Origin of the sequence: Burkholderia sp. R-40 (assembly GCF_049942845.1) — a bacterium.
Lineage (GTDB): Bacteria > Pseudomonadota > Gammaproteobacteria > Burkholderiales > Burkholderiaceae > Burkholderia > Burkholderia ambifaria.
In genome coordinates, this window is the sequence record NZ_CP187968.1 from 2,061,268 (window position 1) to 2,079,835 (window position 18,568).

The 18,568-nt window shown below is 68.3% G+C and carries 14 protein-coding genes and 1 pseudogene; 12 read left to right on the plus strand and 3 right to left on the minus strand.

The genetic code is table 11. The features are described from left to right. Positions 1-38: 38 nt before the first annotated feature. The 9 genes and pseudogenes from ACP26O_RS25670 to ACP26O_RS25710 all read left to right on the plus strand — a co-directional run bounded on the left by ACP26O_RS25670 (position 39) and on the right by ACP26O_RS25710 (position 11,488). A pseudogene (locus ACP26O_RS25670) lies at positions 39-1,464 on the plus strand (UDP-glucose dehydrogenase family protein). A gap of 40 nt (positions 1,465-1,504) precedes the next feature. Beyond that, entirely contained in the window at positions 1,505-1,948 is a 444-nt protein-coding gene (locus ACP26O_RS25675) for a low molecular weight protein-tyrosine-phosphatase (RefSeq protein ID WP_166724168.1), read from the plus strand. Continuing rightward, the gene (locus tag ACP26O_RS25680; RefSeq protein WP_011660458.1) at positions 1,942-3,120 is read left to right on the plus strand and encodes a polysaccharide biosynthesis/export family protein; all 1,179 of its coding nucleotides are present in this window, start codon (positions 1,942-1,944) and stop codon (positions 3,118-3,120) included. The genes ACP26O_RS25675 and ACP26O_RS25680 overlap by 7 nt, the downstream gene beginning before the upstream one ends. A 50-nt stretch (positions 3,121-3,170) precedes the next feature. Beyond that, a complete protein-coding gene (locus tag ACP26O_RS25685; RefSeq protein WP_175663175.1) occupies positions 3,171-5,396 on the plus strand; it encodes a polysaccharide biosynthesis tyrosine autokinase in 2,226 nt (741 codons plus the stop codon). Between the two features lie 61 nt (positions 5,397-5,457). Next, positions 5,458-6,417 carry a glycosyltransferase family 2 protein gene (locus ACP26O_RS25690; protein WP_175663174.1) on the plus strand — a complete coding sequence of 320 codons (960 nt, stop codon included), beginning with the start codon at positions 5,458-5,460 and terminating at the stop codon, positions 6,415-6,417. Between the two features lie 110 nt (positions 6,418-6,527). Beyond that, positions 6,528-7,664: a glycosyltransferase family 4 protein gene (locus tag ACP26O_RS25695; RefSeq protein ID WP_175663173.1), complete on the plus strand. Its 1,137-nt coding sequence runs from the start codon at positions 6,528-6,530 to the stop codon at positions 7,662-7,664. A gap of 10 nt (positions 7,665-7,674) precedes the next feature. After that, positions 7,675-9,141, plus strand: a complete 1,467-nt coding sequence (locus ACP26O_RS25700) for an O-antigen ligase family protein (RefSeq protein ID WP_011660462.1) — start codon at positions 7,675-7,677, stop codon at positions 9,139-9,141. Next, a complete protein-coding gene (locus tag ACP26O_RS25705) occupies positions 9,138-10,322 on the plus strand; it encodes a glycosyltransferase family 4 protein (protein ID WP_175663172.1) in 1,185 nt (394 codons plus the stop codon). The genes ACP26O_RS25700 and ACP26O_RS25705 overlap by 4 nt, the downstream gene beginning before the upstream one ends. After that, positions 10,322-11,488 carry a glycosyltransferase family 4 protein gene (locus ACP26O_RS25710; protein ID WP_011660464.1) on the plus strand — a complete coding sequence of 389 codons (1,167 nt, stop codon included), beginning with the start codon at positions 10,322-10,324 and terminating at the stop codon, positions 11,486-11,488. The genes ACP26O_RS25705 and ACP26O_RS25710 overlap by 1 nt, the downstream gene beginning before the upstream one ends. A 180-nt stretch (positions 11,489-11,668) precedes the next feature. Here the strand turns inward: ACP26O_RS25710 and ACP26O_RS25715 are convergent, their stop codons facing one another. After that, a complete protein-coding gene (locus ACP26O_RS25715) occupies positions 11,669-12,904 on the minus strand; it encodes an MFS transporter (protein ID WP_175663171.1) in 1,236 nt (411 codons plus the stop codon). A 150-nt stretch (positions 12,905-13,054) separates the two neighbouring features. On the opposite strand from ACP26O_RS25715, the gene ACP26O_RS25720 reads away from it, so the two are divergent. Continuing rightward, positions 13,055-13,525: a winged helix-turn-helix transcriptional regulator gene (locus ACP26O_RS25720; RefSeq protein WP_175663170.1), complete on the plus strand. Its 471-nt coding sequence runs from the start codon at positions 13,055-13,057 to the stop codon at positions 13,523-13,525. Between the two features lie 454 nt (positions 13,526-13,979). Here the strand turns inward: ACP26O_RS25720 and ACP26O_RS25725 are convergent, their stop codons facing one another. Then, the gene (locus ACP26O_RS25725) at positions 13,980-14,747 is read right to left on the minus strand and encodes an AraC family transcriptional regulator (RefSeq protein WP_175663169.1); all 768 of its coding nucleotides are present in this window, start codon (positions 14,745-14,747) and stop codon (positions 13,980-13,982) included. A gap of 25 nt (positions 14,748-14,772) precedes the next feature. Next, entirely contained in the window at positions 14,773-15,114 is a 342-nt protein-coding gene (locus ACP26O_RS25730; RefSeq protein WP_006761935.1) for an FKBP-type peptidyl-prolyl cis-trans isomerase, read from the minus strand. 579 nt (positions 15,115-15,693) lie between these two features. On the opposite strand from ACP26O_RS25730, the gene ACP26O_RS25735 reads away from it, so the two are divergent. Together ACP26O_RS25735 and ACP26O_RS25740 are read left to right on the plus strand one after the other, a co-directional pair. Continuing rightward, complete coding sequence (locus ACP26O_RS25735; RefSeq protein WP_175663168.1) at positions 15,694-16,617, plus strand: metal-dependent hydrolase; 924 nt, start codon at positions 15,694-15,696, stop codon at positions 16,615-16,617. A gap of 435 nt (positions 16,618-17,052) precedes the next feature. Next, positions 17,053-18,525 carry a sigma-54 dependent transcriptional regulator gene (locus ACP26O_RS25740; RefSeq protein ID WP_175659602.1) on the plus strand — a complete coding sequence of 491 codons (1,473 nt, stop codon included), beginning with the start codon at positions 17,053-17,055 and terminating at the stop codon, positions 18,523-18,525. Positions 18,526-18,568: the final 43 nt, after the last annotated feature.

Consider the following 18,568-nt stretch of genomic DNA (forward strand, 5'->3'; position numbering starts at 1 on the left):
CGAATTTCGAATCATTGGTCACGAGGTCCGACACATCTATGAAAATCACCATCATCGGCACCGGCTATGTCGGTCTTGTCACGGGCTCCTGTCTCGCCGAGATCGGCCACGACGTCTTTTGCCTGGATGTCGATCCGCGCAAGATCGATATCCTGAACAACGGCGGGATGCCGATTCACGAACCGGGCCTGCTGGACATCATCGCGCGCAACCGCGCGGCGGGCCGCCTGCGCTTCTCGACCGACATCGCGGCGAGCGTCGCGCACGGCGAGATCCAGTTCATCGCGGTCGGCACGCCGCCCGACGAGGACGGCTCGGCCGACCTGCAATACGTGCTCGAGGCCGCGCGCAACATCGGCCGTCACATGACGGGTTTCAAGGTGATCGTCGACAAGTCGACGGTGCCGGTCGGCACCGCGCAGCGCGTGCGTGCGGTGGTCGACGAGGCGCTCGGCGCCCGCGGGCTCGCGGGCAGCGTCGCGCACCGGTTCTCGGTCGTATCGAATCCGGAATTCCTGAAGGAAGGCGCGGCAGTCGAGGACTTCATGCGCCCGGACCGCATCATCATCGGCGTCGACGACGACGAGACGGGCACGGTGGCGCGCGAGAAGATGAAGAAGCTATATGCGCCGTTCAACCGCAACCACGAGCGCACGATCTACATGGACGTGCGTTCGGCGGAATTCGCGAAGTATGCGGCGAATGCGATGCTCGCGACGCGCATCTCGTTCATGAACGAGATGTCGAATCTCGCCGACAAGGTCGGCGCCGACATCGAAGCCGTGCGCCGCGGGATCGGCTCCGATCCGCGCATCGGCTATCACTTCCTGTACGCGGGCGTCGGTTACGGTGGCTCGTGCTTCCCGAAGGACGTGCAGGCGCTGATCCGCACCGCGGGCGAAAACGGCCAGCCGCTGCGCATCCTGGAGGCTGTCGAAGCCGCCAACTCCGCGCAGAAGGATGTGCTGATCGGCAAGATCGAACAGCGCTTCGGCGCGGACCTGACCGGCCGCGAATTCGCGGTCTGGGGCCTCGCGTTCAAGCCGAACACCGACGACATGCGCGAGGCGCCGAGCCGCGAGCTGATCGCCGAGCTGCTGTCGCGCGGTGCGCGCATCGCCGCATACGATCCGGTCGCGATCGACGAAGCGCGCCGTGTGTTCGCGCTCGATCTTGGCGAGCTCCCGACGCGCTTGCGCGCCTCCGCTTCGTCGACACCCAGGCGCAGGCCGCGATCGCCGCCGATGCGCTCGTGATCGTCACCGAGTGGAAGGAATTCAGGAGCCCGGATTTCATCGCGCCTGAAGGCCGCAGCTGAAGGCGCCGGTGATCTTCGACGGCCGCAACCTGTACGAGCCGGAAGCGATGGCCGAACTCGGCATCGACTACCATGCGATCGGCCGCCCGGGCTCGCGTCAGGCCGTCGCCGCCCGCGTGGCGGGCGCCGCGCGCGCGAACGCGTAACCCGCGCGTCACCGTTCCCCGTTACCCGATTCGAGACGCCATGTTCCGCAACATCCTGATCGTCTGTCACGCGAACGTCTGCCGCAGCCCGGCAGCCGAAATGCTGTTCAAGTCGCACACCGCGTCGCGCGGCGGCCCGCGCGCGACGTTCCACTCCGCGGGCGTGCGCGCGAACGACGGCGACGGCATCGATCCGGTGATGCGGCAACTGCTCGCCGAGCGCGGCGTCGATGCGACGACGCACCGGTCGCGTCGGCTGTCGCGCCGGCTCGTGCGCGACGCCGACCTGATTCTCGTCAGCGAGCGCGGGCAGATCGCGGCCGTCGAATCGGTCGATCCGTTCGCGCGCGGCAAGGTTCACCTGCTTGGCAAGTGGGAGGACGCCGAGATCGCGGATCCGCATGGCGGCCCCGAGGCCGACTATCGCGAGAGCTACTCATTGATCGAACGTCTGGTTCAAGGATGGCTGCAAAAACTATGCTGAAACGTCCCATGCGCCCGCTGGCGCTCGCCGTCGCGATGACGACATTCCTGTCGGCCTGCGCGACCGCGCCCGGCAACTATCTCGATTCGTCGAACCTGAAGGACGAAGGCCGCCAAGGGCAGGCCGAAACCTATCCGGTTCATTACATCGACGCGAAGCTGGTGATGGATCAGCTGCAGAAGCAGCAGGTCGAGCACCCGCTGCCGCCGGGCCGTTACACCGATCCGTCGCAATACGTCTACCGCGTCGGCCCGCAGGACATCCTCGGCGTCACGGTGTGGGATCACCCCGAGCTGACGACGCCGCAGGGCCAGTCGTTCTCGAGCGGCGGCAACACGACGCAGTCGGTCGCGGGCGCGCTCCAGCAGCCGTATACGACCGCGCTGCCGGGTCAGGCCGATCCGTACGGCCAGACCGTGTCCGCCGACGGCTCGATCTTCTTCCCGTTCGTCGGTCGCATTCACGTGGCGGGCAAGACGGTCGCGCAGATCCGCGAGCAGATGTCGTCCACCCTCGCGCGCTATGTGAAGAATCCGCAGCTCGACGTGCGCGTGCTGTCGTTCCGCAGCCAGAAGATACAGGTGACGGGCGAGGTGAAGCAGCCGGGCCCGCTCGCGGTGAGCGACGTGCCGCTGACGCTGGTCGACGCGATCTCGCGCTCGGGCGGCTCGACCAACGAGGCCGACCTGCAGCGCGTGCGCCTGACGCGCGACGGCAAGCTCTACACGCTCGACGCGAACGGCGTGCTCGATCGCGGCGAAGTGAAGCAGAACGTGATGCTGCAGCCGGGCGACATCGTCAACGTGCCGGACCGCAGCGACAGCCGCGTGTTCATCATGGGCGAGGTCAAGACGCCGGTCACGGTGCCGATGCTCAAGGGCAGGCTGACCATCGCCGACGCGCTCACCGCCGGCGGCGGCATCCTCGACACCGATGCGAACCCGCGCAAGATCTACGTGATGCGCGGGATGCGTGACAACCCGACGAAGCCGGAAGTGTATCGCCTCGACATGACGCAGCCGGATGCGCTGATGCTGTCGAGCCGCTTCCCGCTCCAGCCGCTCGACGTCGTCTACGTCAGCACGGCCGGCTCGGTGCAGTTCAACCGTGTGCTGCAGCAGGTGTTGCCGACGATCCAGACGATCTTCTACATGCGGCAGATCACGCGCTGATAGCCCGCCGGGGCGGCACCTGCCCCCCGGCACCACTCAAGCGGGAACGAATGGTGAACACGCAAGCAAAACACACCTACGCGGGTCCGGCCGCGAAAACCGAGGAAGAGGACGTCGTCCTCGGCCAGTTGCTCCAGGTGATCATGGACGACATCTGGCTGCTGCTCGGCATCGCGGTGACCGTCATCGCGCTCGCCGGCCTGTACTGCTTCGTCGCGAAGCCGGTCTATCAGGCCGACGTGCACGTGCGCGTCGAGGGCAACGACAATACGTCGCAGGCGCTCACGCAGACGCAGACGGGTGCATCGATCAACAGCGGCCCGCAGCAGGCGCCGACCGATGCGGAAATCGAGATCATCAAGAGCCGCGGCGTCGTCGCGCCGGTCGTCGAGGAGTTCAAGCTGAACTTCTCGGTCACGCCGAAGACGATGCCGGGGATCGGCAGCCTGGCCGCGCGCATCGCGACGCCGGGCGAGCCGTCGCGCGCGTGGTTCGGCCTGCGGTCTTACGCGTGGGGCGGTGAAGTCGCCGATATCGACTCGATCAACGTCGTGCCCGAGCTCGAAGGCAAGAAGATGACGTTGACGGCCGGCCCGAACGGCACCTACACGGTGGTCGACCAGAACGGCCGCCGCCTGCTGTCGGGCCGGGTCGGCGAATCGGAGCAGGGCGGCGGCGTCACGCTGCTCGTGCAGAAGCTCGTCGCGCGTCCGGGCACGCAGTTCACGGTGGTCCGCTACAACGATCTCGACGCGATCACCGGCTTCCAGTCGGGCATCCAGGTGAGCGAGCAGGGCAAGCAGACGGGCGTCGTGCAGATCTCGCTCGAAGGCAAGAATCCGGACCAGACGGCCGCGATCGCGAACGCGCTCGCGCGGTCGTACCTGAACCAGCACGTGATCGCGAAGCAGGCCGAAGCGACCAAGATGCTCGACTTCCTGAAGGGCGAGGAACCGCGCCTGAAGGCCGATCTCGAGCGTGCGGAAGCCGCGCTGACGCAGTATCAGCGCACGTCAGGCTCGATCAACGCGAGCGACGAGGCGAAGGTCTACCTGCAGGGCAGCGTGCAGTACGAGCAGCAGATCGCCGCGCAGCGCCTGCAGCTCGCGTCGCTCGCGCAGCGCTTCACCGACTCGCACCCGATGGTGATCGCCGCGAAGCAGCAGCTCGCGGAGCTGCAGGGCGAGAAGGACAAGTTCAGCAACCGCTTCCGCAGCCTGCCGGCGACCGAAGTGAAGGCCGTCCAGCTCCAGCGCGACGCGAAGGTCGCCGAGGACATCTACGTGCTGCTGCTGAACCGCGTGCAGGAACTGTCGGTGCAGAAGGCCGGCACGGGCGGCAACATCCACCTGATCGACTCGGCGTTGCGCCCGGGCGCCCCGATCAAGCCGAAGAAGGTGCTGATCCTGTCGGCCGCGGTGTTCCTGGGCCTGATCCTCGGCACCGGCGTCGTGTTCCTGCGCCGCAACCTGTTCCAGGGCATCGAGGATCCGGACCGCGTCGAGCGCACGTTCAACCTGCCGCTGTACGGGCTGGTGCCGCAAAGCGCCGAGCAGGTGAAGCTCGACGCGATGGCCGAGAAGGGCGGCGGCCGTGCGCGGCCGATCCTCGCGAGCCTGCGCCCGAAGGACCTGAGCGTCGAAAGCATGCGCAGCCTGCGCACCGCGATGCAGTTCGCGATGATGGACGCGAAGAACCGCGTGATCGTGCTGACCGGCCCGACGCCGGGTATCGGCAAGAGCTTCCTGACGGTCAACCTCGCGGTGCTGCTCGCGCATTCGGGCAAGCGCGTGCTGCTGATCGACGCCGACATGCGCCGCGGGATGCTCGACCGCTACTTCGGCCTCACCGCGCAGCCCGGCCTGTCCGAGCTGCTGAGCGATCAGTCGGCGCTCGAGGACGCGATCCGCGAGACGCCGGTGCAGGGCCTGTCGTTCATCTCGGCCGGCACGCGCCCGCCGAACCCGTCGGAGCTGCTGATGTCGACGCGTCTGCCGCAATACCTCGAAGGGCTCGGCAAGCGCTACGACATCGTGCTGATCGACTCGCCGCCGGTGCTCGCGGTGACCGACGCGACCATCATCGGCCGCATGGCCGGCGCGACCTTCCTGGTGCTGCGCTCGGGCATGCACACCGAAGGCGAGATCGCCGACGCGATCAAGCGCCTGCGCACCGCGGGCGTCGATCTGGAAGGCGGGATCTTCAACGGCGTGCCGCCGAAGGCGCGCGGCTACGGCCGCGGCTATGCGGCCGTCCACGAATACCTGAGCGCCTGACGCATTGCACGAAACCGGGCCGGCGCGCACCGCACCGGCCCGGCCGACTGGAGAACCCTCGATGAAAATTTCCGTGCTCGTTCCGACCTTTCGGCGTCCCGCCGACCTCGCGCGCTGCCTGCTGGCGCTGCAGCGCCAGCAGCGGCTGCCCGACGAGGTGATCGTCGTCGCGCGCCCGGAGGACGATGCCACGCACGAGCGCCTTGCCGATCCGTCGGTCGGCGGCGCGTTGGCGCTGCGCATCGTGCCGGTCGACGTGCCGGGGCAGGTCGCCGCGCTGAACAAGGGGCTCGACTCGGCGAACGGCGACATCGTCGCGATCACCGACGACGATGCGGCGCCGCGCGCCGACTGGCTCGCGCGCATCGAAGCCGTGTTCCTGGCCGATCCGCGCGTCGGTGCGGTCGGCGGCCGCGACTGGGTGCACGAGAAAGGCCGCGTGCTCGACGAGTCGCGCGAGCTCGTCGGCCAGCTTACGCTGTCCGGCAAGATCATCGGCAACCATCACCTGGGCGTCGGCGGCGCGCGCGAAGTCGACATGCTGAAAGGCGCGAACATGAGTTACCGCCGCGCCGCGATCGAACGGCTGCGCTTCGACACGCGGCTGCGCGGCGCTGGTGCGCAGGTGCACAACGACATGGCATTCAGCATGCACGTGCAGCGCGAAGGCTGGAAGCTCGTCTACGACCCGGCGATCGCGGTCGATCATTTTCCGGCCGAGCGTTTCGACGACGACCGGCGCGATGCCGCGTCGCTGAATGCGATCAGCAATGGCGCGTACAACCTGCACCTGATCCTGCGCGAGCATCTGCCGCCGCTGCGGCGCGAGCTCGCGTGGTGGTGGTGGACCTTGATCGGCACGCGCGTCTATCCGGGCTTCGCGCACGTGCTGCTGTCGCTGCATACCGCGCAGCGCGAGCGCGTGCGCGAGCACTGGCGCGCGGTGCGCCGCGGCGCACGCGATGCGCGCCGCGCCAACCTTGCCCCCCACCGCGCGGCGATGCCGCCGGTGACGTCTTGAACGGGCCGCGCACGACGCATGGCCACCCCCGGAGGGCTTGATATGGTACGACCCGCTCATTTCCCTGAAGCCTGCCTGTCGGGGCATCCCACGGCACGGCGGAGGCTGACATGACTGCAACGAAGGTTCACGTCCACCTGTTTTACGGCGCCGATCCGCGTACCTACCGCAAAGGCGAGGACATCGGCTGCCTGTACGGCTATCACCACGCCGAATCCGACGAATTCCGCTTGACCTATTCGCAGGACCGGCGCGAGAACCGCGTCGCGAGCCTCGCGCGCCGTGCGCTGAAGGCGGCGCTCGGCTTCGACGTCGTGCACGCGTGGCGCAATCGCGCCGCGCTGCTGGACACCGACGTGATCTGGACGCACACCGAGCAGGAGCATCTCGCCGCGGCGCTGGTCCTGAAGCTCGCCGGCGCGCGGGGCAAGCGCCCGCTGCTGCTCGCGCAGAGCGTGTGGCTGTTCGACAAGTGGAACACGTTCGGCGGCGCGCGCCGCTGGCTGTATCGCAAGCTGCTCGCCCGTGCCGACGCGCTGACCACACTCGCTCGCGACAACGCCGAGCTGTGCCGCCGCTATCTCGGGCGCGACGCGGAGTTCGTCTACTACGGGCTGAACACGCAGGATTTCCCGCCGGTCGAGCCGCAGCAGTGGCAGCCGAACCGGCCGCTGCGGATCGCCGCGATCGGCAACGACCGCGACCGCGACTGGCGCACCTTCCTCGCCGCGTTCGGCGGCGACGAGCGCTACGACGTGCGGCTCGCGACGCGCCGCCGCGTGCCGCGCGAGTGGCATGCGCCGAACGTGAAGATCGGCTCGGCATCGGGCCTCGCGAAGCAGCACGAACTGTACGCATGGGCCGACGTGATCGTCGTGCCGCTGCGGCCGAACTTCCACGCGTCGGGCATCACCGTGATGCTCGAGGCGGCGGCGGTCGGCAAGCCGATGATCGTGTCCGACGTCGGCGGGCTCAGCGACTACTTCCCGCACGACACGGCCGCCTACGTGCCGGCGTTCGATGCGCAGGCGATGCGCCAGGCCGCCGACCGCTTCGTGGCCGATCCGCTCGCCGCGCTCGACTGCGCGCGCGCCGCGGCCGCGTGCCTGCGCGAGCGCGACCTGACCACGCAGGCGTTCGCCGAGCAGCACGTGCGGATCACGCGCGACATGCTGCGCCGGCGTCGCACGCCGGCGGCCGCCGGCCTCGCGATGCCGCTCGCGGATTCGCATCCGTCGTCGCGGTGAGAGCGGATCGATGAGCACGATCGCCGCCGAACGCGAACCGTCGCGCAAGCGCAGCTGGCTGCCCGAGCGCAAGCACTGGGTCGGGCAGGCCGGGCTGTGGACGTTTACCGCCGCACTGATCGCCATTCACCAGGGCAAGGTGTTGACGCTCGCGTTTCCGGTGCTGGCCATCGCGGTCGGCATCTGGCTGTATTTCAAGAGCCCCGCGCGCTACGTCGGCTTCATGTGGTGGGTGTGGTTCCTGAGCCCCGAAGTGCGGCGTCTGGCCGACTGGTCGAAGGGCGCGTTCACGCCGACCAGCCTGATCCAGGTCGCGCCGCTCGCGGTGACGATGATCGCCGCGTTCGGACTGATCAGGCATTACCGCGTGCTCGCGCAGCGGCGCGGGATTCCCGTGCTGCTGATGCTGTTCGGGCTGGCGTACGCGTATCTGGTCGGCATCGTGTCGAGCGGCGTGATGGCCGCGACCTACGACCTCGCGAACTGGGTGTACCCGGTGCTGATCGGCTTTCACATCATGGTGAACTCGCGCGACTATCCCGAGTACCGCGACGTGCTGTTGTCCACGTTCATGTGGGGCGCGGCCGTGATGGGCGTGTACGGGGTCGTGCAGTACTTCGTGATGCCGCAGTGGGACGTGCTGTGGATGATCGGGTCGAACATGGGTTCGCAGGGCGAGCCGGTGCCGTACGGCGTCCGCGTATTCAGCACGATGAACTCGTCGGGGCCGTTCGCGTTCGCGATCATGGGCGCGCTGGTGTTCGTGTTCGCGGCGCCGCAGAAGGTCCGCTGGTTCGCGGGCGCCGCAGGCTTCGTGTCGTTCGCGCTGTGTCTCGTGCGCTCGACCTGGGGCGGCTGGGTGATCGCGCTCGCGATCCAGCTCCTGCAGTCGAGCAACCGCGTGCGGATGCGGATCCTGATCAGCGGCGTCGTGCTGGTCGGGCTGTGCGTGCCGCTCCTGACCGTCGGGCCCGTGGCCGACCGGCTCGGCGCGCGTCTGCAGTCGATCACGAACCTGAAGGACGACCGCAGCTACGACGACCGCAACAAGTTCTACGCGACCTTCGCGCAGACGGCGTTCACCGACGTGGCCGGCGAAGGGATGGGCGCGACCGGCGCGTCGACCAAGCTGTCGAGCGACAGCGGCGAGCTCGGCAAGTACGGCAGCTTCGACAGCGGCGTGATGAACGTGCCGTTCGTGCTCGGCTGGCCCGGCACGCTGCTGTACCTGGCGGGCGTCGTGATGCTGCTCGGCCGCACGCTGCGCGCGGCGTTCAAGCTGCGCAAGGACAAGTTCGTCGGCGCATGCCTGAGCCTGTGCCTGTCGGTGTTCGCGATGCTCGTGTTCACGAACTCGCTGATCGGCACGGGCGGCCTGCTGCTGTTCACGGCCATTTTTTCAATACTATCCGCGGCGCACTGGCAGAAGGCGCAGCGCCTGCTGGCCGCCGCGCAATCACGGGGAGGCGACCATTGAGAATCGCGATCGTCACGCACGTCGTGCGACATAACGACGGCCAGGGCCGCGTCAATTACGAAATCGCGCGCGCGGCGCTGGCGGAAAACTACGAGGTCACGCTGGTCGCGTCGCATGTCGCGCCCGAGCTGCTGGCCGACCCGCGCGTGCGCTGGGTGCCGGTGAAGGTCGGTCGGTTCTGGCCGTCGAATCTCGTCAAGCAGCAGGTGTTCGCGCTGAAGAGCGCGTGGTGGCTGCGCGCGCATCGCGCCGAGTACGACGTGCTGCACGTGAACGGCTTCATCTCGTGGATCCGCGCCGACGTGAATACCGCGCACTTCGTGCACGGCGGCTGGTTCAAGAGCCCGTACTACCCGTTCGGGCTGACGAAGGGCATGTGGTCGGCCTACCAGTACGTCTATACACGCGTGAACACCGCGCTGGAGCGCTGGGCATACCGGCGTTCGCGCGCGATCACGGCCGTGTCGCAGAAGGTGGCCGACGAGATTGCCGGGCTCGGCATCGACAGCCGCAAGATCAGCGTGATCTACAACGGCGTCGACGGCAGTGCCTTCGCGGGCGCGCAGCCCGATCGCGCGGCGTTCAAGCTGCCGGACGACGCGTTCCTGCTGCTGTTCGTCGGCGATCTTCGCACGCCGCGCAAGAACCTCGGCACCGTGCTGAAGGCGCTGACGAAGCTGCCGGCCAACGTCCATCTCGCGGTGGCCGGCTATCTGCCGGGCAGCCCGTATCCGGACGAGGCGCGCGCGCTCGGCATCGATTCGCGCGTGCACTTCCTCGGCCTTGTGAAGAACATGCCGACGCTGATGAGCTCGGTCGACGCGTACGTGTTTCCGTCGCGCTACGAGGCGATGAGCCTGTCGCTGCTGGAGGCGATGGCGGCCGGGCTGCCGGTCGTCACCGCACGAACGGCGGGCGGCGCGGAAATCATCACGCGCGAGTGCGGGATCGTGCTCGAGGATCCGGACGATCCGGCGGCGCTCGCGCAGGCGATCGGTTCGCTCGCGGCGTCGCGCGACACCTGCCGCGCGATGGGCGACGCGGCCCGCGAATTGATGACCCGTTTCGGCTGGGCCCATATGGGCGCCCAGTACGTCGCGCTCTACCGGCGCATCGGCCAACCCACGCAGCCGTCCGCCTTCGAGCGGGTCGAGCATGCGGTGACGCAGGAGCAATCGTGATGTCCCAATCTTCCCGGCCGATCAAATCGTTGCAGATCGGCATGCACTGGTTCCCCGAACGTGCGGGCGGCCTCGACCGGATGTACTACTCGCTCGTCGGCGCGCTGCCCGGTGCGGGCGTCGAGGTGCGCGGGCTCGTCGCCGGCTCGCCGAAGGTCGCCGACGACACGGGCGGTGCGATCCAGGGCTTCGGGCCCGCGTCGCAGCCGCTCGCGCGCCGGATGCTCGCCGCGCGCCGCGCGTTGCGCGACGAGATTCGCACTGAGCGGCCGGACGTGATTTCGTCGCACTTCGCGCTGTACACGTTCCCGGGCCTCGACGTGACGCGCGGGATTCCGCAGGTGTCGCACTTCCAGGGGCCGTGGGCCGACGAAAGCCAGGTCGAGGGCGCCGCGTCGCTCGGGCAGCGCGCGAAGCGCTATCTCGAACAAGCCGTCTACACGCGCTCGTCGCGGCTGATCGTGCTGTCGCAGGCATTCGGCCAGATCCTGACGAACCGTTACGGGATCGAACCGTCGCGCGTGCGCGTGATTCCCGGCTGTGTCGATACCGCGCAGTTCGACACGCCGCTCACGCCCAGCGAGGCGCGGCACAAGCTGCAACTGCCGCAGGACCGGCCGATCGTGCTGGCCGTGCGCCGGCTCGTGCGGCGCATGGGGCTGGAGGATCTGATCGATGCGATCGGCGTCGTCAAGCAACGGCACCCGGACGTGCTGCTGCTGATCGCCGGCAAGGGCAAGATCGGCGAGGAATTGCAGCAGCGCATCGATGCGGCGGGGCTGCAGGACAACGTGAAGCTGCTCGGCTTCGTGCCCGACAACCATCTCGCGGCGCTGTACCGCGCGGCAACGGTCAGCGTCGTGCCGACGGTCGCGCTCGAGGGCTTCGGGCTGATCACCGTCGAATCGCTCGCGTCTGGCACGCCGGTGCTGGTTACGCCGGTCGGCGGGTTGCCCGAGGCGGTCGCCGGGCTGTCCGACGACCTCGTGCTGCCGTCGACCGGCGCGGATGCGATCGCGGAAGGGCTCGGCGCGGCGCTGTCGGGCGCGATCAAGCTGCCGGACGAAGCCGCGTGCAAGCGCTATGCACGTGAGCACTTCGATAACGCGGTGATCGCGCGGCGGGTCGCGGGTGTGTATGAGGAGGCGATTCGGGCGGCGGGGTAAGTGAACGCGGTGCGCCGCCGGCGGATGGCGGGCGGCGCATGCGTAGGCGGACGGGTCGCGAGTCGATCGCCCAAGCCGGACCCAAGCCGGACCCAAGCCGGCTCGCCCGAATCGGGCGAGCCGGCTTTTTGTCGTTTGCTACCGCAGTCGCCGTGATCCGCACGCCGTTTTCGACAGGCGTCATGCACGCCTGCGCGTCACGGCCCAAACGGCGAACGCGACGATGCTTACCGCCGCGCCGAGCCCACAAACTCCGATCCATCCGGCGTGCGCATACATCATCGTCGACGCAATCGCGCCGAGCCCGCTGCCGACCGAATAGAACAGCATGTAGCAGCCGACGAGGCGGGCATGCGCGTCGGGCCGCGCGCCGAGGATCATGCTCTGGTTCACGACGTGGACGGCCTGCCCGCCGACGTCGAGCAGCACGATGCCGACGACCAGCAGCGCGATCGACGTGCCGCCGAACGCGAGCGGCAGCCACGAGAGCGCGAGCAGCGCCAGCGCGACGCCGGTCGCCGCTTCGCCGAGCCCGCGGTCCGCGAGCCGGCCCGCGCGCGCGGCGGCCGCCGCCCCCAGTGCGCCGACGAGCCCGAACGCGCCGATCTGCGTATGCGACATCGCATGCGGCGGCGCGCTCAACGGCAGGACGAGCGCGCTCCAGAAGATGCTGAACGCCGCGAACATCAGCAGCGCGATCGCCCCGCGCACGCGCAGTACGCGCTCGGTGCGCAGCAGCGTGACCATCGACCCGAGCAGCGCCGCATAGCCGATGCGTTCGCGCGGCGCATCGCTATCGGGCAACAGCCGCGCCAGCGCGACGAGCATCGCGATCGCGAGCGCGCCCGACACCAGATAAACGGCACGCCAGCCGGCGATATCCGTGACGACACCCGCGAGCGAGCGCGCGGCCAGCAGGCCGATCACGACGCCGCCCTGTGCCGCGCCCACCACGCGGCCGCGCTCGCCGGCACCCGCAAGCGCGGCCGAGCACGTGATCAGCCCTTGCGTCATCGCGGTGCCGAGCAACCCGACCGCGACCATGCCCGCGAGCAACGCGATGCGCGTCGACGATGCGGCCACGCCGATGCACGCCGCCGTCAGCAGCAGGAGCTGAACGGTGATCAGGCGCTTGCGGTTCAGCAGGTCGCCGAGCGGCACGACGAACAGCAGCGCGAGCGCGCAGCCGAGTTGCGTCGCGGTGATCACGCCGCCGACCGCCGCCTGCGATACGCCGAAGTCGCGGGCGATCGAATCGAGCAGCGGTTGCGCGTAGTACACATTCGCGACGCTCGCGGCGCAGCAGACGGCCAGCAGCGCGACGCGCGCCGTGGACACGCGTGTGCCATCGGCCGGGCGAGCGGCACGCGATGCCGCGTTCGACGCGACGGTTCCTGAACGACAAGACGATTCCATCGGTTGCCTCACTCAAGTAGTTGCAATTTGAAACTAGTGTGAGTGTAGGAAAAGTAGTTTTAAAATGCAACTTCATGAGGCGGCGGGCGACGGGCCCGCGCACGAATGGCCGGCGCCGGGCGGGCGGCCGGCGCGACAGCGGAGAGCAATATGGCCAGGCAGAAAAGTCTTGCGGATTCGCCGTGCCCGGTGGCGCGGGCGACCGATATCGTCGGCGATCGCTGGGCGTTGCTGATCGTGCGCGACGCGTTCGACGGCGTGCGCCGGTTCGGCGATTTCCGCGCGAGCCTCGGCGTCGCGAGCAACATCCTGTCGGACCGGCTGAGGATGCTGGTGGAGGCCGGCGTGTTCGAGGTCGTGCCCGCGTCGGACGGCAGCGCGTATCAGGAATACGCGTTGACGAAGAAGGGCGAGGGGCTGTTTCCGGTGATCGTGATGCTGCGGCAGTGGGGCGAGGCGAACCTGTTCGCGCGCGGCGAGCCGCATTCGGTGCTGGTCGAGCGCAAGACGGGCCGCGCGATCCGCAAGCTCGCGCTGCGGCATGACGACGGCCGGCCGCTGAAGGCGGCGGAGACGGTCGTGCGGAAGGTGGGTGACGAGGAGGGCGCGACGCGGGGGTGAAGGCCAGTCGTGCCGTTCAATCGACGGATGACGCTGCCCGACGCGCAGCCGATGCACCGCGATGCGCATCCGGCCTGATCAGCGTCGCGAGCAACCCCGCTGCGACGCGCAGCGCCGCCCGACGCGAGCAGCAGCCCCAGCGGCGCCGACGCATCGATGAAATGCAGCGATCCGTAGCCGAACGCGGCGGCGGTTCGTGTGGCCGCGATCATCGGCATCGTCGGCGAGCCGCGCACAGCGCTGGAACGCATTGCGCTCGAATACCGCGTGATAGTCGGCCCAGCCCGCGATCCCGGAGAAGTACGCGTCGTGCGGCCGAGGTTTCAGGAAGGCATGATGCGTCGATACGGTCGCCGACTGCGATCCAATGCGATCGATTTGCGCGCGGAAAAGGGGCGGCTTGCCACACCAGGCGACTGCATTACGGCAGGCAGGAACCGTCCGGCGAAATCGCTCAGTGACGTTCGCCGCGCCAGCGCCCCGGCGCGACGCCGAAGCGCTTCGTGAACGCGTGCGTGAAGGTGCTCTGGTCGGCGAAGCCGACCATGCCGGCGATGTCGACGAGCGGATGGCGACCGTCGGCGAGCAGCACGATCGCGGCGTCGAGCCGCAGCCGCTGCAGGTAACGATGCGGGGTTTCGCCGAACGCGTCGACGAACAATTGATGAAACCGGCGCATGCCGTAGCCGCAGTGCGCGGCGAGATCGGCGATGCGCAGCGGCTCCGCGAGCCGGGCGCGCAGCCAGCGGTCGATGCGCGCGAAATCGAGGCCCGTCGCGGGTGCGACGAGGCTGGTGTCGCCGAGCAGCGCGTCGCACAGACGCGCGGCGGCCTGCCACTGGAAGCGATGCGCGTGTCGCGTGTCGCCGGCGGGCCCGTCGAGTTGCGCGGCGGCCGCCGCGACCTGCGCGACGAGCGACGTCAGCGCCGGGTCGATCGATACCGCACGCGCGCTGTCGAACAGCCGCTGCGGCACCGCGAGCGACGCGGCGGGCAGGTCGAGCACGAGCTGGCGATTGTCGCCGAGGCCCGCGTAATCGTGGCGCGCGCCGGCCGGAATCAGCCAGGCCGCGTGCCGGTCGATGCGCTGGCCGACGCCGTCCACTGCCATCACCATCTCGCCGTCGACGCCGAGCACGACCTGGTGAAAGTCGTGCACGTCGGACGCTTCGCACGTGTCGTAACGGCGCAGCGCGATGGCGGGTGACGGGATGCGTTCCATCGGAGAGAGTCGGCCGGCGTCTTCGTCAGACGGCGAGCAGTTCGACTTCGAACACGAGCGTCGCGTTCGGCGGAATCACGCCGCCTGCGCCGCGCGGGCCGTACGCGAGTTGCGGCGGGATCGTCAGGCGACGCACGCCGCCGACCTTCATGCCCTGCACGCCTTCGTCCCAGCCCTTGATGACCATGCCGCCGCCGAGCACGAACGCGAACGGGTCGTTGCGATCCTTGCTCGAGTCGAATTTCTGACCGTCGGTCAGCCAGCCCGTGTAATGGACGCTGACGGTCTGGCCGGCTTGCGCTTCCGCGCCGGTGCCTTCGGTCAACTCTTCGATTTTGAGGCCCGATGCGGTCGTGGTGACAGACATGACTTCTCCTGAAAGGGGTTGGGTAAAACCGCTATTGTAGGCGAGCGCGCAGCGGGCCGCCCTGCGTGGCGAAGGCCAATCCGCGTGTCGATCGCGGGTCGCTGGCGAGGCGGCCACGCATCTGGCGGGAAACGCGAATGGAACGCGCGTTTGAATTTTTCGCGAACCGGATCGACGCGGTTGCGCCGCGCGAACGGCGCGCGCGTATGAATCGTTGCGACGCGGCAAGCCGGCGTCGCGTTGAACACCACCGACCCTTCACGCGAGACGCCCGTCGCACGGCGCTTTCAAGCCGATTACGGTCCGCGCATTGAGCGCCCGCCTGTCGATCGCACGCCGCTGTGAGCGTTCGAATCGCGGCACGCGCGAACGCCTTCCAAACGTCGTTTTTCCAGCACTGCCGAGCGCGTCCTGTTTGGAAGCGCGCATCTACCGCGCGGCTTGCGCGTGGCGCCGCCCCGAGCCTATCTTTACAGTTATCGATGGCAAGATCTCGGCGTTGCGCGATGCGCCGCCCGGGCCCGCGCCGGCAAGGCCGCGACAGTTGCCGGGCCGCCCGAAAACAAGGAGAACGACGACATGAAGTCAGCCGCTTCCGCCGCCGCAGCCGAGGTGATGCCGGTGCGCCGCGACCTGCGCTTCGACCTGCCGGTCGAACGCGCGAAGGACTGGCACGGGCTCGGCCCGCACGTGACGCACTTCTTCAATGCGCTGTCGCTGCTGTTTCCGGCCGGTGAACGCTTTTTCATGGATTCGGTGCGCAACTATCGCGACCGGATCGACGATCCCGTGCTGAAGCGCCAGGTGCTCGGTTTCATCGGCCAGGAGGCGATGCATACGCGCGAACACGTCGAATACAACGAACTGATGCAGGCGAACCGGCTGCCCGCGCGCAAGCTCGACAAGCGCGTATGGACGGTGCTCGGCTTCGCGAAGCGCGTGCTGCCGCATTCGGTGCAGCTCGCGCATACGGTGGCGGCGGAGCACTACACGGCGATGCTCGCGGACTGGCTCCTGCGCGACCCGACGCGTCTCGCCGGCTCGGTCGAGGGCTACCGGCAGATGTGGGTATGGCATGCGCTGGAGGAAACCGAGCACAAGGCCGTGTCCTACGACGTGTGGAACGCCGTGATGAAGCCGGGCCTGCGTCGCTACCTGGTCCGCGTCGGCGTGTACCTGCTGACGACGCTGACGTTCTGGCCGACCGTGTTCCTGATCCACGTGACGCTGTTGTCGCGCGATCGCGGCATCCGGCATCGCGTGCGCGGCATGCTGCGCATGATCGCGTTCCTGTACGGGCCGCGCCGCGGGCTGTTTCCTCGCATCGCGGGGGAGTGGCTGAGCTTTTTGCGGCCCGGCTTCCATCCGTGGGACCACGACAACCGTCATCACCTTTCCCGTGTCGACGGGCTCGTCGCCGCATACGGCGAACACGATGACGCGGCGGCCGGCCGTGGTCGCTCTCATGCCCACGCGCCCGCACCGCTCGCATCGGGGCGCTAATCCGCCCGCCGCGCGATGCGGCGCGTGTTGCGTTCGTGCATCAACCCCGTTTAATTGACGATTGACCGTCATCAACCGGAAACGATTGCGCACGCGTTCGCCGGGACGGCCGACCAGCCACGCCGGCGCATGCGGCCGATTCGATTCCGCCTGCCCGGCATCGCATGCCGCCCGGTGCGCCAGCACCGGCGCGGTTCCCCGCGTTCGTGATCTCCGCGGCTTTCTTCCGGGTTCACCCCGCCACCGGGAAAACACCCATCTAGCCGCGCGTCCGCGGCATCGATATACCGTTCATGAAAGGATTCGTTCGGCGCACGATTATCGCCCGGGGGGATTTTATTCGTACGGAAATACGGCCAATATGTCGGTTCGATCGAGGTCCTTCGTACGCGCGGCGAGCCGGCGCACGATACCAACGCCAAGCGGGGAATAACGATGGTTGCAAGGTCACCCGACGCAAACGGGACGGCGGCGCCCGAGATGCCGCTCGTATCCGTTACCGCCCCCGAGGCCGGACGCAAGCTGTTCGTTATCATGCGTTCGCCGGATGAGCCGTTGCTGGCGCAACTGCGCGGGCTCGGCTGGGATATCTCGATCGCCAAGACAGCCGGCGCCGCGCAGAACATGACGTCCGGCGTAAACGTCGCCGCCGGGCTCATCGATTTTTCCGGATTCACGTCGCGCGACTATCCCGCGCTGAAGGCGTGCCTGAGTCAGGCGGCGATCGGCTGGATTTCCGTCGCGCAGGCCGGTGTCACGATCAGCCCTGCCGTGCGCGAACTGATCCGCAGCTACTGTTTCGATTACGTGACGCTGCCGTTGCCGCACGAATGGATTTCGCACGTGCTCGGCCATGCACGCGGGATGGCCGCGCTCGATCGCGTCGACGGCGCTGCCTACGCGGCGTCGATCGGCGAGCACGGAATGATCGGCAACTGCGAAGCGATGCAACAGCTGTTCAGCACGATTCGCAAGGTCGCGAAAACCGACGCGAGCGTGTTCATCTCCGGCGAGTCGGGCACCGGCAAGGAGCTGACGGCGCTCGCGATCCACGAGCGCTCGGCACGCGGCAAGGGCCCGTTCGTCGCGATCAACTGCGGCGCGATTCCGCATCACCTGCTGCAGTCGGAGCTGTTCGGCTACGAGCGCGGCGCATTCACCGGGGCGAACCAGCGGCGCGCGGGCCGGATCGAATCCGCGAACGGCGGCACGCTGTTTCTCGACGAAATCGGCGACATGCCGGTCGAAAGCCAGGCGAGCCTGCTGCGCTTCCTGCAGGAAGGGAAGATCGAGCGGCTCGGCGGCCAGGAATCGATTCCGGTCGATGTGCGGATCATCTCGGCGACGCACGTGGATCTCGACGGCGCGGTCGAAGCCGCACGCTTTCGCGCGGACCTCTATCACCGGCTCTGCGTGCTGCGCATTCACGAGCCGCCGCTGCGCGCGCGCGGCAAGGACATCGACATCCTCGCGCATTACGTGCTGCAGAAATACAAGGCCGACAGCGGCCGCAAGATCAGCGGCTTCACGTCGGCCGCGCTCGACGCGATGCGCCGCTACGAGTGGCCCGGCAACGTGCGCGAGCTGATCAACCGGGTGCGCCGCGCGATCGTGATGGCGGAAAGCCGGCTGCTGACGCCGAACGATCTCGGGCTCGAGACGCCGGGCGAAACGGAGCCCGTCACGCTCGAACAGGCGCGTTCGCTCGCCGAGCGCACCGCGATCGAGAACGCGCTGCTGCGCAACGATCACCGCATCAACAAGGCCGCCGCCGAACTCGGCATCTCGCGCGTGACGCTCTACCGGATGATGATCGAGCACGGGCTCAACGACCACGACAACAACGGCGACAACGGCGGCAAGGACGGTTCGCCGCCCGGCGACGCCGACCATCAACGCGTCGGCTGAGCGGCGGCAGGGAAGCGTTCGCGGCCGGCCCGTGCGCACGGCC

Coding starts and splice junctions, on each gene's coding strand:
- ACP26O_RS25700 (WP_011660462.1), top strand. CDS start 7,675: ATGAGCACGATCGCCGCCGAACGCGAACCGTCGCGCAAGCGCAGCTGG.
- ACP26O_RS25690 (WP_175663174.1), top strand. CDS start 5,458: ATGAAAATTTCCGTGCTCGTTCCGACCTTTCGGCGTCCCGCCGACCTC.
- ACP26O_RS25715 (WP_175663171.1), bottom strand. CDS start 12,904: ATGGAATCGTCTTGTCGTTCAGGAACCGTCGCGTCGAACGCGGCATCG.
- ACP26O_RS25710 (WP_011660464.1), top strand. CDS start 10,322: ATGTCCCAATCTTCCCGGCCGATCAAATCGTTGCAGATCGGCATGCAC.
- ACP26O_RS25720 (WP_175663170.1), top strand. CDS start 13,055: ATGGCCAGGCAGAAAAGTCTTGCGGATTCGCCGTGCCCGGTGGCGCGG.
- ACP26O_RS25725 (WP_175663169.1), bottom strand. CDS start 14,747: ATGGAACGCATCCCGTCACCCGCCATCGCGCTGCGCCGTTACGACACG.
- ACP26O_RS25735 (WP_175663168.1), top strand. CDS start 15,694: ATGAAGTCAGCCGCTTCCGCCGCCGCAGCCGAGGTGATGCCGGTGCGC.
- ACP26O_RS25680 (WP_011660458.1), top strand. CDS start 1,942: ATGCTGAAACGTCCCATGCGCCCGCTGGCGCTCGCCGTCGCGATGACG.
- ACP26O_RS25695 (WP_175663173.1), top strand. CDS start 6,528: ATGACTGCAACGAAGGTTCACGTCCACCTGTTTTACGGCGCCGATCCG.
- ACP26O_RS25730 (WP_006761935.1), bottom strand. CDS start 15,114: ATGTCTGTCACCACGACCGCATCGGGCCTCAAAATCGAAGAGTTGACC.
- ACP26O_RS25675 (WP_166724168.1), top strand. CDS start 1,505: ATGTTCCGCAACATCCTGATCGTCTGTCACGCGAACGTCTGCCGCAGC.
- ACP26O_RS25740 (WP_175659602.1), top strand. CDS start 17,053: ATGGTTGCAAGGTCACCCGACGCAAACGGGACGGCGGCGCCCGAGATG.
- ACP26O_RS25685 (WP_175663175.1), top strand. CDS start 3,171: ATGGTGAACACGCAAGCAAAACACACCTACGCGGGTCCGGCCGCGAAA.